Origin of the sequence: Mycobacterium sp. DBP42 (genome assembly GCF_005924235.1) — a bacterium.
GTDB lineage: Bacteria > Actinomycetota > Actinomycetes > Mycobacteriales > Mycobacteriaceae > Mycobacterium > Mycobacterium syngnathidarum.
Genome location: NZ_VCMY01000038.1, coordinates 19,049 through 34,505 on the forward strand (window position 1 = coordinate 19,049; position 15,457 = coordinate 34,505).

The 15,457-nt window shown below is 65.5% G+C and carries 14 protein-coding genes and 1 riboswitch; of the genes, 8 read left to right on the plus strand and 6 right to left on the minus strand.

All coding sequences use genetic code 11. From position 1 onward, the window contains the following. Positions 1-15 precede the first annotated feature (15 nt). Genes E0T84_RS25095 through E0T84_RS25110 form a run of 4 tightly spaced genes read right to left on the minus strand, consistent with a single transcriptional unit; the run spans position 16 to position 4,455 of the window. Positions 16-489 (minus strand): hypothetical protein, encoded by a 474-nt coding sequence (locus E0T84_RS25095; protein ID WP_138745825.1) that lies wholly within the window; start codon positions 487-489, stop codon positions 16-18. Continuing rightward, positions 486-3,401, minus strand: a complete 2,916-nt coding sequence (locus E0T84_RS25100; RefSeq protein ID WP_138745826.1) for an RND family transporter — start codon at positions 3,399-3,401, stop codon at positions 486-488. Before E0T84_RS25100 ends, E0T84_RS25095 begins: the two co-directional genes overlap by 4 nt. After that, positions 3,398-3,844, minus strand: coding sequence for an MmpS family transport accessory protein (locus E0T84_RS25105; RefSeq protein ID WP_171055160.1), 447 nt, complete (start codon positions 3,842-3,844; stop codon positions 3,398-3,400). The genes E0T84_RS25100 and E0T84_RS25105 overlap by 4 nt, the downstream gene beginning before the upstream one ends. Continuing rightward, positions 3,841-4,455 (minus strand): TetR family transcriptional regulator, encoded by a 615-nt coding sequence (locus tag E0T84_RS25110; RefSeq protein WP_138745827.1) that lies wholly within the window; start codon positions 4,453-4,455, stop codon positions 3,841-3,843. The genes E0T84_RS25105 and E0T84_RS25110 overlap by 4 nt, the downstream gene beginning before the upstream one ends. 176 nt (positions 4,456-4,631) lie before the next feature. On the opposite strand from E0T84_RS25110, the gene E0T84_RS25115 reads away from it, so the two are divergent. From E0T84_RS25115 to E0T84_RS25125, 3 genes are all read left to right on the plus strand, one after another. After that, entirely contained in the window at positions 4,632-5,726 is a 1,095-nt protein-coding gene (locus E0T84_RS25115) for a class I SAM-dependent methyltransferase (protein ID WP_138745828.1), read from the plus strand. A 177-nt stretch (positions 5,727-5,903) separates the two neighbouring features. Further along, a complete protein-coding gene (locus tag E0T84_RS25120; RefSeq protein WP_110764924.1) occupies positions 5,904-6,722 on the plus strand; it encodes an Abi-alpha family protein in 819 nt (272 codons plus the stop codon). A 4-nt stretch (positions 6,723-6,726) separates the two neighbouring features. Then, entirely contained in the window at positions 6,727-8,034 is a 1,308-nt protein-coding gene (locus E0T84_RS25125) for a hypothetical protein (protein WP_070185533.1), read from the plus strand. Here E0T84_RS25125 and E0T84_RS25130 read toward each other — a convergent pair. After that, positions 8,031-9,422, minus strand: coding sequence for an L-serine ammonia-lyase (locus tag E0T84_RS25130; RefSeq protein ID WP_070185532.1), 1,392 nt, complete (start codon positions 9,420-9,422; stop codon positions 8,031-8,033). The genes E0T84_RS25125 and E0T84_RS25130 overlap by 4 nt on opposite strands. A 29-nt stretch (positions 9,423-9,451) precedes the next feature. After that, positions 9,452-9,548, minus strand: a riboswitch (glycine riboswitch). Positions 9,549-9,782: 234 nt separating this feature from the next. Between E0T84_RS25130 and E0T84_RS25135 the strand changes: the two genes are divergently transcribed. The 5 genes from E0T84_RS25135 to E0T84_RS25155 all read left to right on the plus strand — a co-directional run bounded on the left by E0T84_RS25135 (position 9,783) and on the right by E0T84_RS25155 (position 14,026). Continuing rightward, positions 9,783-10,628 (plus strand): oxidoreductase, encoded by an 846-nt coding sequence (locus E0T84_RS25135; protein ID WP_070185572.1) that lies wholly within the window; start codon positions 9,783-9,785, stop codon positions 10,626-10,628. Beyond that, the gene (locus E0T84_RS25140) at positions 10,609-11,238 is read left to right on the plus strand and encodes a TetR/AcrR family transcriptional regulator (RefSeq protein ID WP_249383747.1); all 630 of its coding nucleotides are present in this window, start codon (positions 10,609-10,611) and stop codon (positions 11,236-11,238) included. Before E0T84_RS25135 ends, E0T84_RS25140 begins: the two co-directional genes overlap by 20 nt. 164 nt (positions 11,239-11,402) lie before the next feature. After that, entirely contained in the window at positions 11,403-12,272 is an 870-nt protein-coding gene (locus E0T84_RS25145) for an alpha/beta hydrolase fold domain-containing protein (protein ID WP_070185530.1), read from the plus strand. Positions 12,273-12,365: 93 nt separating this feature from the next. After that, entirely contained in the window at positions 12,366-13,214 is an 849-nt protein-coding gene (locus E0T84_RS25150) for an SDR family NAD(P)-dependent oxidoreductase (protein ID WP_070185529.1), read from the plus strand. A 23-nt stretch (positions 13,215-13,237) separates the two neighbouring features. Next, positions 13,238-14,026, plus strand: a complete 789-nt coding sequence (locus E0T84_RS25155; protein WP_070185528.1) for an SDR family oxidoreductase — start codon at positions 13,238-13,240, stop codon at positions 14,024-14,026. Between the two features lie 16 nt (positions 14,027-14,042). Here the strand turns inward: E0T84_RS25155 and E0T84_RS25160 are convergent, their stop codons facing one another. Further along, complete coding sequence (locus E0T84_RS25160) at positions 14,043-15,356, minus strand: CdaR family transcriptional regulator (RefSeq protein WP_138745829.1); 1,314 nt, start codon at positions 15,354-15,356, stop codon at positions 14,043-14,045. Positions 15,357-15,457 lie beyond the last annotated feature (101 nt).

A 15,457-nucleotide genomic window follows, 5' to 3' on the forward strand; every position in this document is an offset into this window, starting at 1 on the left:
GACCCGATGAACAAGCTATTCGGTCGCGGTGCGTGGCCCGGTGCCGGAGCTTGTCGAAAGGTCAGGCTTCAGCTGCCGGGCACGCTTGTGCAAGTTGCCAATCCGGTGGAGCTGAGCGGTGAGATTGACGGCCGCCAGCATGGGTAGCACCCCGATGAACGTGGCCCAGGAAGGTGCGGCTCCGTGCAACTGGTCCAGCCTGCCGAACACGTAGAGGGAACCGATGGCAAAGAGTCCCGCGGGGATGGAGTAAGCCATGGGGGATCGACGCTCGGCGATGGTTTTTAGCGCGAAGTCCACCTCGTCGGCCGACATCGGTTCACCTTTACGCACCTTGTGCATAACCGATTTGACGCTGCCGATTCGTTCGCCCGCCGGAGTTGGTGGGCGCTGCAGCAAGCGTCGGACGAACACAGAGGCGACGGCGGCACACACCAATGCGGCCAGGAACGCGAAGCCCGCCAGCCAACCGAACACGCTCACATTCACGGTTTCGCTCCGTGGGGGGCGATGGTCTCGTCGTCGTCATCCCAGAGCAGCAGTTGGCGAACGGCGGGTCGGAGTCCGTACGGTCGCAGCATCGAACTGGCCGGCCGGGGACGCACGCGCTGGGGCCACCAGAACCAGCGGCCGAGCAGCGTCGCGATTGAGGGCGTCATGAATGCACGCACGATCAGCGTGTCGAACAGCAGCCCCAGCGCGATGGTGGTCCCGACCTGTCCGATCGCACGAAGATCGCTGAACACGAAAGAGGCCATGGTGGCGGCGAACACCAAGCCGGCCGAGGTGACGACCGAGCCGGAACCGGCCATCGCGCGGATGATGCCGGTGTTGAGTCCGGCATGGATCTCCTCCTTGAACCGCGAGACCAGCAGCAGGTTGTAGTCCGACCCCACCGCCAACAGCAGGATCACCGACAGGGCCAGCACGATCCACAGCAATTGGATCCCAAGGATGTGCTGCCACACCAGCACTGACAGACCGAACGAGGCGCCTAGCGACAGCACGACCGTGCCCACGATGACCAGCGCGGCCACCAGGCTTCGGGTGATGAACAGCATGATGAGCAGAATGAGGCTGATCGCGGCGATACCGGCGATCATCAGATCGTATTTCGCGGCCTCGCTGATGTCCTTGTACGTGGCCGCCGCACCACCGATGTAGATGTCGGCGTTACCCAGCGGCGTGCCCTTGACAGCGTCCTTGGCCGATGCACGGATGGCGTCGATATGTGAGATGCCTGCGAGGGTCGCGGGATCGCCGTCGTGGGTGATGATCATGCGGGCGGCTTTGCCGTCCGGTGACAAGAACAGTTTCAGTCCCCGCCGGAACTCGGGGTTGTCGAAAACCTCGGGCGGCAGATAGAACGAATCGTCGGTTTTGGCGGCGTCGAACGCCTGACCCATCGCGGTCGCGTTGTCCAAAGATGCCTCGCTGTTGGCGGCGATCCCCGACTGCGTGGCGTAGTTCGTCATCGCCAGTTCGCGGTTGACCTGCTGGCTGGCGATCTGGTTCGGGATGAGCGCAAGCAGTTGCGGCTGCAGGTTGTTCAGCTTGTCCAGGCTTTCCGTCACGTCCCCGAAATGCTCGGTGAGCGCATCGATTCCGTCGAGAGCGTCGAACACCGAGCGCAGCGCCGAGCACATCGGTATGTCGAAACAGTGCGGCTCCCAGTAGAAGTAGTTGCGGATGGGTCGGAACTGATCGTCGAAGTTCGCAATCTTGTCGCGCAGGTCCCTCACCGTGGCCACCGTGTCGTGAAACGCCTGGGTCTGATCGGCGGTGGCGGCGACCGCCTGCTGCTGCAGTGCATACTGCTGTCTCAGGGTGGCGATCGACTTGTCGATTTCAGCGACCTGTTTGAGCAGGTCGTGGGCGCGGGCCTGTTGGTACGGCAGGTTCTGGATCTGCCCGACGCTCTGGGCGCTGATCTGAAACGGGATCGAGCTGTGGTCCAGCGGGGTGCCCAACGGCCGGGTGATCGACTGCACCTGCGCGATGCCCGGAGTGTGAAAGACCGCTCTGGCCACCCGTTCCAACAGGATCATTCCGGTCGGGGTGCGCAGGTCGTGGTCGGTCTCGATCATGACGAGTTCGGGGTTCAGCCGGGCTGCGGAAAAGTGTCGTTCGGCGGCGGCGTATCCGAGGTTGGCCGGGGCGTCCGCAGGCAGATACCGACGCATGTCGTAGCTGACCTTGTAGCCGGGCAGGGCCAGCAAACCGACCACGGACACTGCCACGGTCGCCACCAGGATCGGGCCGGGCCAGCGCACCACCGCGGTACCGATGCGCCGCCATCCCCGAGTCTGTACCGCGCGCCGGGGGTCCAGGAGGCCGAAGACCGAGGCCACCGTCACGATGGCCGGCGCCAGGGTCAGCGCGGCAGCCAGTGCGACCAGCACACCGATCGCACCGAGCGGACCCATGCTTTCGAAATACGGCAGCCGGGTGAAGCTCAGACAGAACACCGCCCCGGCCACCGTCAACCCTGAGCCCAGGATCACGTGCGCGGTCGATCGGTACATCGTGTAGAAGGCGGTTTCGCGGTCCTCGCCGGCGTGGCGCGCTTCGTGGTAGCGGCCCAGTAGAAATATCGCGTAGTCCGTGCCCGCGGCTATGACAAGCAACGTGAGCAGATTTGTCGCGAACGTCGACAGTCCGATGATCCCGGAGTTGGCGAGCAGGGCCGCGACCCCCCGGGCCGCGCTCATTTCGATGATGACGGTCAACAGCACCAGGGCCACGGCCACGATCGATCGGTAGATCAGCAACAGCATCATGATGATCACTCCGATGGTGATCAAGGTGACTCTCACCAGACCTTCGCCCCCGACCTCGATCTGATCGGCGAAAAGCGGTGCGGCGCCGGTGACATAGGCCCCTACCCCCGAGGGCGGCGGGGTGTGCGCCACGATGTCGCGCACCGCAGCGACCGACTCCAGGGACAGCGAGTCACCCTGATCTCCGGCGAGAAACACCTGCGTGTAGGCGGCCTTGCCGTCGTCGCTCTGGGAGCCTCCGGCCGTCAGCGGGTCGCCCCAGAAATCCTGTACGTGCTGCACGTGGGTGACGTCCGCCGACAGCTTGTCGATCAACGTGTCATAGAACCGGTGAGCGTCGGCACCCAACGGTTCCTCACCTTCGAGCACGATCATCGCCGAACTGTCCGAGTCGAACTCGTCGAACACCGTGCCCATGCGCTTCATCGCTTGCAATGACGGCGCGTCCGGAGAGCTCAGGCCAACGTTGTTGGCTTCGCCGACTGTCTCCAATTGCGGCACAAAGACGTTGGTGAACACCGCAATGAGCAACCACGCCACCACGATCGGCACCGACCACCATCGGATGGTCCGCGAGATGCTGTACGCCACCGAACTGTCCTCGACGCGATGCTCACTCACCCGGACTTCTCCAAACAATAGGTGTAGGCGTTCACCGTGTTGACCGTTCTTTCGTCCCTGACCTCGCCGTCGATTGTGATGCGGCAGCCCAGGGAATCGCTGTCGCCCTGGGCAACCACGTTGACGAACACCCCGGGCTGGGTGGTGGTCACGTCATAGGACCAGGGCAGGGGCGCGTCATCGACGCGTTGCGGTTGCGCGTCGACGTCTAGATAGTTGATCGACGCCACTGCGCCCGGCTCGCCGAAGACCTCGATGACGACGTGCTTGGGGTTCAGTGAGACGGCTTCGTTGGGCAACTCGCCGCCGGCCGAGACGTCGTGATCAGACCCGAAGATGCCGTGCAGGCGGTACACGGCGAACGCGGCCAGCGCGACAACCACCACCGCGACCAGCAACAGCCACCTCCGGAGGAGGAGACGACCAACCGCGATTCGGGTCAATGGCTCAGCTCCTCCAGCAGATAGCGCTGCAACGTGGCACCCAGATCGGCGGCTACCAGCTCACGTGGATGAGTGGCGAGCGGTTCAATCCCGACTATGTAGCGGGCCAGCGTGAACCCGACGATTTGGGACATCGCCAGCCCGGCCCGGTATTCGGGATGGTCGGCCTCGAGCCGCTGTGCGATCGGCAGAAGCATGTTGCGGGTCAAGAAGTCCCGAACAAGCCGGGCGGCTTCGGGTTCGGCTGTCGCTGCGCGGATCATCCCCATCATCGGGCGACGGCGCACCTCGTCGTCGAGAACGTCCAGCACTGCATTTGCCAACCGCATACCGGCACCGGCGGCGCCACCGCTGACCACCCGATCGATCAGTGCAGTCGGGTCGATCGGCAACTCCACGACAGCCAGGAACAGATCCAGCTTGGTGCCGAAGTAGTGGGACACCAGCGCCGGATCGACCCCGGCCGCCAACGCGACCTGCCGCATCGAGGTGCGGTCGTAGCCGAAGGCGGCGAAGTGCTTACGGGCGGTGTCGGCGATCCATTCCCGGGTGACGTTGGGACCCGGCCGACGCCCGGTGTGCTTGACGACAGGTCCGGCCGGACGGCTCATCCGTGGAACCAGATTTCTGTACACAATGAATTCCACACGAATTGAAATATAGCGGCAGGACGGCGCCAGGACCAGACTCCCGAGCGCAACATTTTGTGCCGCAGGATGCCGTCAACGAGACGACAATCAAGGGGGCCAGGAACCGGGAAATATGAGAAACGAAAGGGGTGGGCGCGATGGCGACACTCGACGGAAGCACGACGCCGCCCATCGACGAAGACACCGAACAGTTTGCTGCTCGGATGACGGGGGCGATCGACAGCGCCTGCCTGGCCATCCTCGTCAGCCTCGGCCACCAGACCCGACTGTTCGACGTGCTCGCCGAACTCCCGCCGGCCACGAGTTCCCAGATCGCCGAGACCGCCGGCCTCAACGAACGCTACGTGCGGGAATGGCTCGGCGGCGTGGTCGCGGGTGAGATCGTCGACTACGACCCTGCCGCGGCGACTTATTTTCTGCCGCGCCACCGCTCTCCGGTGCTGACCCGCGCCGCCGGCCCCGACAACCTGGCGCGGGTCGCGCAGTTCATTCCGCTGGCAGGCGAAGTCGAGCAGAAGATCATCGGCTGCTTCCAGCACGGTGGCGGCCTGCCCTACAGCGACTATCCACGCTTCCACGCTCTGATGGCCGAGGAAAGCGGAGAAGTGTTCGATGCCGCACTGATCGATGACATCTTGCCGCTTGCCGAGAATTTGCCCGAGAAGCTGCGCGCCGGCGTTGATGTGGCCGATTTCGGTTGCGGCAGTGGACATGCCATCAACCTCATGGCACAGGCATTCCCGGCCAGCCGGTTCACCGGCGTGGACTTTTCCGAGGAAGGCCTGGCCGTCGGCACCGCAGAGGCCAACCGGCTCGACCTACCGAACGCCCGGTTCGAGCGGGGTGACCTTGCCGAACTGGACATGACCGACGCCTATGACGTGATCACGGTGTTCGACGCGATTCACGACCAAGCCCATCCGGCGCGGGTGCTCGCCAATATCCATCGGGCCTTGCGTCCCGGCGGCACCTTCCTGATGGTCGACATCAAGGCGTCGAGTCAACTGGAAGACAACGTCGGCGTGCCGTTCGCCTCGTTCCTCTATACGATCTCCACGGTTCACTGCATGAGCGTTTCGCTGGCCATGGGCGGCGACGGGCTGGGCACGGTGTGGGGACAGCAGTTGGCCATCGCGATGCTCACCGAAGCCGGCTTCCGCGACGTCGACACCCGCGAGATCGAATCCGACCCGCTCAACCTTTACTACATCGCGCGCAAGTCACCCGAGTAGTTGATAGCTGGGTTCCTGTCTTCCACCGGCTCGACGTCACCAGCCGGACGGCCGCCGCCGCGACCCGGTACCCTGCCCCATAATCAATTGCCGCCGGTCGCCTCGGCCACGGCTTGAAGTCCGGCGCACAGCGACGGTGTCGGGGGCAATCAGCCACTTGAGGGGGATCGACCGGCGATGGCAGACGAGATAACCAGGACCGAACCGGACAGGTCCGAGAAGAAGCCGGCCAAGCACGGCTACCAGCGCCGGGGATTCAGGCTGGCCACCCCGGTCGGCGACATCGCCATTGCCATCCGCACACCGCGCAACCCTCGCCCGCTCGTACCCAAGCGGTTCGATCCGTTCGGTATCGCCGACCGTGCGGTCGACGCCGCGAAGACCAGCATGAAGCTGGCTGCCTGGGGCGAGGAGCAGCTGGCCACCCTGGTGAAGAACCGGCTGGAGGCCCTCGACTCGGCGCCGAGGCCCGTGACGATCGCCACGCCCGAAGAACCGACAGCCGAATCGCTCAACAACAAGATGGACCGCCTGCTGGACCGGGCCCTGGACCAGAGCACCGCAGGCAGCCAGGTAGAGCTGTACCACCGCCTGCTCGATCAGTTGGTGGCCGACGAGGCGCGGATCATCGGCGCACTCTCCGAGGGGGCGACGTCACCGCTGGTCAACATCCACACCTGGACCCGGGCCCGCACGCCCGGCCAGGCGGTGTTGGAGAACGCCTGTCTGATCGGCCGAACCGCGAATGTGGCGTTGCCCGGCATGGTTCCGCAGTACGTCGGTCATCTGCTCTCCCTCGGCCTGGTGGAGACCGGGCCAGAGGATCCGTCTCAGAAGGCCGAGTACGAGGTGCTCCTGGCCGAGCCCATGGTGTTGCGGGCGATCAAGAGCGCATCGCGCGGGCCGCTGGCCGCGAAGGTCGAACGGCTGACCCTGAGCTTGTCGGGCCTGGGCCGCGGCCTGTGGGAGGCTGCGGTGGAACGAGACGGTTCGTAACCGCATGAGCGGCAGCGAGACCGTTCTCGCGATCCAGACCTGGCAGGAGATCAAAGCAGATTTCGGCGTCAACTGGCTGATCTATCTGTCCATGCCGTTCGTGGCCGCCTTCGTCGGGTGGAGCACCAAGATCGTCGCGCTCGAGATGCTCTATCGACCGATGGAGTTCAGGGGCGTCGGTCTGCTCGGTTGGCAGGGCATCGTGCCGCGGCGCGCGGGCAAGGTGGGATCGAAAACCATTGAGCTACTCACCCAGAATCTGCTGAAACCCGAAGAGCTGCTGGCGAAGGTCGACGCCAAAGAAGCCGTCGAGGCGTTGCGCGAGCCGCTGACCCAGGCGGTCGACGACATCTCCCGCGACATCGCCGAGCAGATCCGCCCCGGATTATGGGATTCGCTGCCCGACGCCGCGCGAAACGCGATCCAGGCCCGCATCCACGACCAGACGCCCAAGGTCGTGGAGAAGATGCTCAACGAGATGCGCGCGGACCTCAACCGGTTCGTGGACATCCAGTACCTGGCCGTGACGACGCTGGTCCGCAACAAGGACAAGCTCAACAGACTCATGCGCGGGCTCGGCGACAACGCGATGGCCTTCGTCCGCCGCAGCGGCATCTACTTCGGGCTCGTGATCGGCGTGGTCCAGATGGTTGCGTGGGCGTTGTTCCAGAACCCGTGGATCATGCCGGCGTTCGGCTTCGGGGTCGGCCTGATCAGTGACTACATCGCGCTCAACATGTTGTTCCGGCCGGTGCAGCCCACCAAGTACCTCGGCTTCATCCCGTTCCAGGGCCTGCTGCACGCTGAGCGCGACAAGATCACCGAGGACTACGCGCGGATTCTGTCCGAGGACCTGTTCTCACCCGAGATCCTGTTCGACGGCGTGCTACGGGGTCCAGGCTCCGACAAACTGTTCGCGCTGGTGGGCAAGGAGGTCGAAGCGGCGATCGATGCACAGACCGGTATTGCCACCCCGCTGGTCAAGCTCGCCGTCGGCACCCAGCGGTACAACGCGGCCAAGGACCATCTGGTCAAGGTCGTGCTCGAGCGGCTTCCCACGACATTGGTCGAGGCTCAGGACTACGCCATGAACGCGCTGGATCTGGAAAAGACCATCATCGACAAGATGAGTCAGCTCACCAACGAGGAGTACGAGTCGATCCTGCGTCCGGTGTTCAAGGACGACGAACCGACCATGATCGCCGTCGGAGCGATCCTCGGTGGCCTCGTCGGCGAGATCCAGGTGCAGGTCGTCGAGCACTTCGGCAACGATCCCGAAGCCGTCGCGTTGCGCACTCTGCTGCATCACTAGCAATCGACGACATTGACCGCGACGGCGAGCCCACCCGTCGAGGTCTCCTTGTACTTGACGCTCATGTCCATCCCGGTGGCACGCATGGTCTCGATCACCTGGTCCAGGCTGACGCGGTGGGTGCCGTCGCCCCGCAGCGCCATACGTGCCGCATTGATCGCCTTGCCGGCCGAGATGGCGTTGCGTTCGATGCACGGGATCTGCACCAGCCCACCGATCGGGTCGCAGGTGAGGCCGAGGCTGTGCTCCATGGCGATCTCGGCCGCGTTCTCGACCTGTCGCGGTGTGCCACCAAGGATTTCAGCCAGGCCCGCGGCGGCCATGGAAGCGGCGGAGCCGACCTCGCCCTGACAGCCGACCTCGGCACCCGAGATCGAGGCCCGCTCCTTGTACAGCGATCCGATGGCCCCGGCGGTGAGCAGGAAGCGGACGGCGGTGTCGTCGGGGTCGGCGTTTCCGGCCGGGGTGTAGTGCACTGCAAAGTGCAGCACCGCCGGGATGATTCCGGCCGCGCCGTTGGTCGGCGCGGTCACGATCCGGCCGCCCGACGCGTTCTCCTCGTTGACCGCGAGCGCCACCAGGTTCACCCAGTCCTCGGCGAAGGCCGGATCACGCTGTGGATCCTCGGCTTCGAGTCGCACGAACCAGTCCTTGGCGCGGCGCCGGACCCGCAGATTGCCGGGCAGGTCACCGTCGCGGGACATCCCGTTGGCCTGGCAGGCGACCATGACGTCGCGGATGTGCAGGAGGCGCTCCCGCACCTCGACTTCGGTTCGGGCGACACACTCCTGCCGCAGCATCACCTGGCTCACCGACAACCCGTTCCGCTCGGTCAACGCGAGCAACTCAGCCGCGGAACGGAATGGGGCTTCGGCGTCTTCTCGCACCGACGCTTGCGGCTCCGCGCGGGATTCAGAGCGGGATTCAGCGACGACGAAACCGCCACCCACCGAAAAGTAGGTGTCGCGATAGACGGTATCGCCGCCGGCCGAAAACGCCGTCAGGGTCATGGCATTCGGGTGTTGTGGCAGCCGACGGCCCGGGTGCAGTTGAATGTCGGCTTCGGTCAACGCGATCACCACCCGGCCGGCCAACCGGATCTTGCCGTCGGCGCGAATCTTGGTGAGCCGCCGTTCCATCTCGTCGGTCTCGATGGTCTCGGGCCGACAGCCCTCCAATCCCAGCAGGATCGCCGGCAACGTGCCGTGTCCGGCACCGGTCGCCGCCAGCGAACCGAGCAAGTCCACCGTGACCTCGGCGACGCGATCGACCGCATTGCGACTGGCAAGTTCGTCGACGAACATGCCCGCGGCCCGCATCGGGCCGACGGTGTGTGAGCTGGACGGGCCGATCCCGACCGAAAACAGTTCGAAAACACTGATCGTCATGACTACAACTCCGGGTATGTGTGGTGACATCTCCCCGCTCTGTCCTGAAACCTGAGAGATTTGGCGCGTCGCGCCTTTCACCTTCGGTAAGCGCGTGAGACCGCGCTGTTCTCCAGAGTTGCCTCGACACTGCGGTACTGGGCCTGAGAGATTCCCGGGGAGGATTTGCTCCTACGGCGCCTCCCAAATCGGAGGTTCTCCCGCAATGCGTCATCGACGTATTGAGTTATGTGACGGATGCTACTCGGCCGGCGGTGTCAGCCGGTCGGAATAATCCCGGCCTCGTCCCAGTTGCACAGGCCATCATCGTAACTAAACTGAACGTACAGTTCAGATAGCTCAGAATAGGTGGTCACAGACATGAGCGTTTGGTTCATCACCGGGGCGTCCCGCGGATTCGGATTGCAGATCGCCCGCGACGCATTGGCCCGCGGACACCAGGTGGTCGCCACCGCGCGTGACGCCGCCGCCGTCACCGCCGCACTCGGCGAGGACGACAACGTGCTCGCCGTCGCCCTGGACGTCACCAACGAAGCGCAGGCACAACAGGCCGCGCAGGCCGCGGTGGAACGCTTCGGCCGGATCGATGTACTGATCAACAACGCCGGACGCGGCCTGCTCGGAGCCGTCGAGGAGGCCACCGACGCCGAGGTACGCGCTGTCTACGAGACCAACGTCTTCGGCCTGCTGACCGTGACCCGGGCCGTCACCCCGGTGCTGCGGGCCCAGCGGGCCGGCACCATCGTCAACATCTCCTCGGTCGGCGGATTCGTCGGCTCGCCCGGTTGGGGCGTCTACGCATCGACCAAGTTCGCCGTCGAGGCACTCTCCGAAGCGCTGCACGCCGAACTGCAGCCGCTCGGCGTCCATGTCATGGTGGTCGAGCCCGGCTACTTCCGCACCGACTTCCTCGATTCGTCGAGCCTGCAGACCCAGCGCAACATCATCGACGACTACGCAACTGGCCCCGCCGGACAGATGCGCGGCGCTGCAGCAGAGCGCAATCACGACCAGCCGGGCGACCCGGTGAAGGCAGCCAAGGCGATCATCGACGTCGCCGAAGCCGAACAGCCCCCACTGCGTCTGATGCTGGGCAACGACACCATCGCGGCGGTCGAAGGCAAGATCGCGCACGTGCAAACCGAGCTCGCGCAATGGCGAAGCGTCTCGGAATCAACGGATTTCGATGATGTCGCCGCGAGCTGAGGCGATAGCCGGTGGGGCGGGCGAGGATTTCGTCCGCCCCACCGGCGCACGCAGCGACCGCGTCCATCAGTCCATCCTCGACGCCACCGCGACATTGCTCGACGAGGGCGGATACCCTGCCGCCACGGTCGACGCGATCGCCGCCCGATCCGGCGCCAGCAAAGCCACCATCTACAAACACTGGCCATCGCGGACCGCCATCGCGGCCGAAGCCTTCGGCACCATGATGGCCGAATCACTGCCTCTGCCCGATACCGGCACCACCGCAGGCGATCTCGTCGAGCAGGTGGTACGTGTATCGGCGTTCTACGCCGGTGCTCGCGGCGAGGTATTCGCCCAGTTGCTCGCGGCCTGCGTCGAGGACCGAACGGGCGCAGCATATTTCCGCGAGTACTTTCTCAGCGGTCGGCGTGCGGCGATCACCGAGCTATGGCAGCGTGGTGTGGCCCGCGGTGATGCCGACGCCGCCGTCGCGATCGACGACGTCATCGACATCCTGTTCGGTCCACTCATCTTCCGCCGGCTGACCGGACATTGCGCGCTCACCGAGGCACACGCCCGTCGGCTCGCCGAAACAGCGCTGCAGGGGTTGATGCGCGATACCGGCTGAATGCAACACTCCAGATCGCCGTCTGTCGTCTTCGACCAACGACAACCACACTTTTCAGCTCTTCACGACAAGCCGGCGTCGAGCGGCCTTGGCTACCGTTCCGCGGAGTGAACACAGCTACGTCCAGCAGAACGCGGCGAGCAGGCGCACGACTCTCAGCGCACGTGGCCCAGCGCCTGCTGCCGCTCGTACCCACCCCACGCAGTTTCGGTTCCGCGACCCAACGGATCGACCCGCCCGAAATCGTCGACGTGGCCACACGTCACGGCGCGGTCCGGTGTTTCATCTACTCACCGCACCCTGATGCCCCGCTCGCCAAGGCCGGCGCGGACGGGCCGCCGGTCAACCTGCACCTACACGGCGGCGCCTTCATCGTTCGCAATCCACGGCAAGAGGAGTACCTCGCGCACTACATCGCGGCAGAGGCCGGTGCAGTGGTCGTCTTGGCCGACTACGCCACGGCGCCGCAGGTTCGATACCCGGTCGCCGAACAACAATGCTTCGACGTCGCGTTGTGGGTACGCAGTGAGGCCGGCCGCCGCGGCTGGGACGCGGCCCGATTATCGGTGACAGGTGCGAGCGCCGGCGCAAAGCTCGCAATCAACGTGTGTCAGCAGGCATATCTCACCGGCGAAATCAGTTTGCGGGCGGCGGTATTGGCGTTTCCCGTCGTCGACCTCAGCCGTGCCGACCGCACTTCCGGCAAGGCACGTCCGCGCATATCGCGAAGGATCCAACGACTTGTGATCGACGCCTACCTAGTGGATACGGACCGCTCACGAGAACCGCTGGCCTCTCCTCGCTTTGATGACGACCTCGCTGACGCGATGCCGCCGACGTTGGTTCTGACCGGCGCCCTCGACACCTTGGGCCCCGAGGGCGACGAGCTGGCGGCACGATTGTCCGACGCGGGTGTCCTGACCACTCACCATTGTTTTCCGGGCATCGACCACGGCTTCACCAGATCAGAGGTGGCCACCGCCCATGACGCGACGAAACGCATTGCCGCCCATCTCGTCCAGCACCTGGGGTGAACGCGGCCGATTGGCGCGTTGCGACAACCGGCCGCGTACACGTTGGCTCATCGGCACGAGCGGGCGGCCACGCCGTGTCCATAGCGTCGGTGCATGCCCATAACTGGACCTCGATTCAAGACCGCTGACCTGACCGATCGGGTGGTGGTCATCACCGGCGCCGGCAGCGGTATCGGCCGCGAACTGGCCCTGTTGTGCGCCCGGCGCCACGCCCACCTGGCCCTGTGCGACGTCGACGAGGCCGGCCTGTCCGACACCGCTGACGCAGCCCGCGCCCACGGTGCGCAGGTTCTGACCTCGTGGGCGGACGTGTCCGAGACCGAATCGATGACACGATTCGCCGACGCCACCGCCGAATATTTCGGCCAGGTGGACCTGGTGGTCAACAACGCCGGAGTCGGCCTGGTGGGCGGATTCCTGGACACCGACAGTAAAGATTGGCAATGGTTGATCGACGTCAACCTGATGGGTGTGGTGCACGGCTGCAGCGCATTCCTGCCCACCATGATCGACGCGGGTCGCGGTGGACACGTCGTCAACCTGTCCTCGGCGGCCGGCCTCCTGGCCAACCCGCAGCTGACCGCCTACAGCGCAACGAAGTTCGCAGTACTCGGTTTGTCCGAAGCGCTGCGCATGGAACTCAAGCCCCACGGCATCGGCGTCACCGCGATATGTCCCGGCATCATCAACACCGCCATCACGCAGAACAGCCTCATCCGCGGCAGCGGGGACGTTGACGCGCGGCGCAGACATCTCGAATCGACGTACCACAAGCGCGGGTACACCCCTGAGCGCGTGGCCAAGAACATCCTGCGCGCAGTCGACCGCAACCGCGCGGTCGCTCCGATCGCCGCCGAAGCGCACGTGATGTATGTGCTCTCACGGTATGCCCCGCCACTGGCGCGGTGGCTCGGGGCACGCGTCGCCGAATTATCCAAGTAATCAACCACATCCGAGGACGTGACATGCAACTGAAGGGCCGTAGCGCGCTGGTGACCGGCGCGACGGGTGGAATCGGCCGGGCCATCGCGTGCGAACTCGCCGGGCGTGGGTGCTCACTCACGGTGACCGGCCGGCGCGAGCTGGCGCTCAAAAAGCTGGTCGGTGAACTCGGCCCGTCCGCGCGTGCGTTGACCGCAGATCTGACCGACCTGGACGCGGTGCGGGATCTGATGGACCGTACAGGCGATGTGGACATCCTCGTCGCCAATGCAGGCGTCGGCATCCCACAGGACCTCGCGATGCTCAGCGACAGCGAGATCGAAGACGCCGTGCGTATCAACCTGCTGGCCCCGGCGGCGCTTGCCCGTGCGGCGGTGACGTCGATGCAACGCCGCGGCCAGGGCCACATCGTCTTCATCTCCTCGGGAGCCGGACTCATCGCGACACCGGGGAACGGCGCGGTCTACACGGCGACCAAATGGGGCCTACGCGGCCTCGGCCTGGCCCTGCGACAAGAACTGCACGGCACCGGTATCGGGGTTTCCACGATCTTTCCCGGCCCGATCCGCGATGCGGGGATGCTGGCGGACACCGGCGTCACCGTTCCGCGAGGATTCGGCACGAGTTCACCCGAAGATGTCGCCCGGGCAGTGGCCGGGGCCATCGAGCGCGGCACCCCGGAGACCACGGTCGCCTCGGTCGGCGTGCGGCTACTCGCCGGAATCGGTGCCGTCGCACCCGTTCTGATCGGCGACCTGGCGCGCCTCGCCGGCGTCGGACGGGTGCGCGACGCGATGCTCGGCCGGGTGTGACCGGGGGGTGGGTCAGTCAGTTGGCCGGCCGCAGAGAAGCGGACGTCGTTGCGGAATCGGAGGTCTCGGCGACCACATCGGCCAGGGCCAGCGCGACACGCAACTCGAGGGTGCGCCGCTCCAACGACCTGCCCAACAGTTCCTCCGCCTGACGAATCCGGTACGCGACGGTGTTGTCGTGGACGTGGAGCCGCTTGGCTGTTCGTCCGCGACTGCAATTCTCGTCGAGATAGGCGCGCACCGTGGCGGCCAACCGCCGGGTGGTTTCGTCCGTCGCCCCGAGCGGTCCGAGTTCGCGTCGCACGAAGTCGCGCGCCTGGTCGACGTTCGCGGTCGCGAGGGCACGCAGCGCCACATTGTCGTAGCGGGTGACGCTGCCGACGGCCCGGCCGGCCAGTCGTGCGACCCTTTGTGCCTCGACGGCTTCCATGTAGCTGGACCGAAAACCCCCGATTCCGGAAGCCGGCTCGCCGATCGCAACCCGCACGCCTGGCGCCTTCGCAGTACGAAACCGCAACTCGTCCAAAACTTTCGACGGGATGTGGCTGTGCGAGCTGATCCAGGCAGCCGTGGACAGGATCCCCAGCGGATGCACGAGGGGGTTCTGATTGCCGATGGCGGAGGCGATATCGCGGATCGCCGCTTCGAGGACGGCTTGCGTATTGCGGCCTTCTTCGTGGGATTCGAGCCAGGCGATCGCTGCGACATGGACCCGGCGGACGTCGTGGCGAAGCCGCCGGGTGGCCACGTCGGTGTCGATGGGTTCACCGGCCAGGATCGTGGCGATGGTTTCTGCTTGGCTGGCGGCGGCGCTGCGCAACCATCGATCGCGTTCGGCGGTGTACACCTCCTCCACCAGGCACAGCGCAGCGTCGACATAGGCGAACATCCACGCCGACCCCAGCTCCGAAGCCAGCTGCAGCTCTTCGGCGCTGCCCGCGTGGTTCTGCAGAATCGCGTTGAAATGAGTCGCGGTGGCGGCGTGCGCGAGGCGATAACTGCGCATCAGCGTGGTCAGCGGGATGCCGTGTTGCGCTCCGTCGCGCGCATAGTCGAGTGTCGGCGACTGCAGCTGCACCGCCGCCAGCGGATCGTCGCCGGCGGCCAACACCTGTGCAAAGTCGCGAATGCTGGCCTCGGTACTCGCCCGGTTGACCTCCAGCGCCTGCTCGTCGACCAGCAGATCGCCCAGCCGCGCCCGGGTGTAATCGTTCACCGCATCGGAGATTTCGCGGGCCCGCTCGGTGAGTTCGGCGGCAGCCGGCCGCAACACCGCCGACCACACTCGCCGCTGCTCGTCCTCGTGCACGCCCGCCCAGGCCGGCTCCATGCCCTGCACGGTAGCGCCGCTCCCGCCCGGCGGTAGGCAAATTGGACAACCACCGCGCACTGCGTTGGCGCAGGCAGACAAGAGAATGCGGACGCTGCCGG

Excerpts from the sequence above, each read along its gene's own strand:
- E0T84_RS25110 (WP_138745827.1), bottom strand. The coding sequence starts at position 4,455 with ATGAGCCGTCCGGCCGGACCTGTCGTCAAGCACACCGGGCGTCGGCCG.
- E0T84_RS25115 (WP_138745828.1), top strand. The coding sequence starts at position 4,632 with ATGGCGACACTCGACGGAAGCACGACGCCGCCCATCGACGAAGACACC.
- E0T84_RS25120 (WP_110764924.1), top strand. The coding sequence starts at position 5,904 with ATGGCAGACGAGATAACCAGGACCGAACCGGACAGGTCCGAGAAGAAG.
- E0T84_RS25125 (WP_070185533.1), top strand. The coding sequence starts at position 6,727 with ATGAGCGGCAGCGAGACCGTTCTCGCGATCCAGACCTGGCAGGAGATC.
- E0T84_RS25130 (WP_070185532.1), bottom strand. The coding sequence starts at position 9,422 with ATGACGATCAGTGTTTTCGAACTGTTTTCGGTCGGGATCGGCCCGTCC.
- E0T84_RS25135 (WP_070185572.1), top strand. The coding sequence starts at position 9,783 with ATGAGCGTTTGGTTCATCACCGGGGCGTCCCGCGGATTCGGATTGCAG.
- E0T84_RS25140 (WP_249383747.1), top strand. The coding sequence starts at position 10,609 with ATGATGTCGCCGCGAGCTGAGGCGATAGCCGGTGGGGCGGGCGAGGAT.
- E0T84_RS25150 (WP_070185529.1), top strand. The coding sequence starts at position 12,366 with ATGCCCATAACTGGACCTCGATTCAAGACCGCTGACCTGACCGATCGG.
- E0T84_RS25155 (WP_070185528.1), top strand. The coding sequence starts at position 13,238 with ATGCAACTGAAGGGCCGTAGCGCGCTGGTGACCGGCGCGACGGGTGGA.
- E0T84_RS25160 (WP_138745829.1), bottom strand. The coding sequence starts at position 15,356 with ATGGAGCCGGCCTGGGCGGGCGTGCACGAGGACGAGCAGCGGCGAGTG.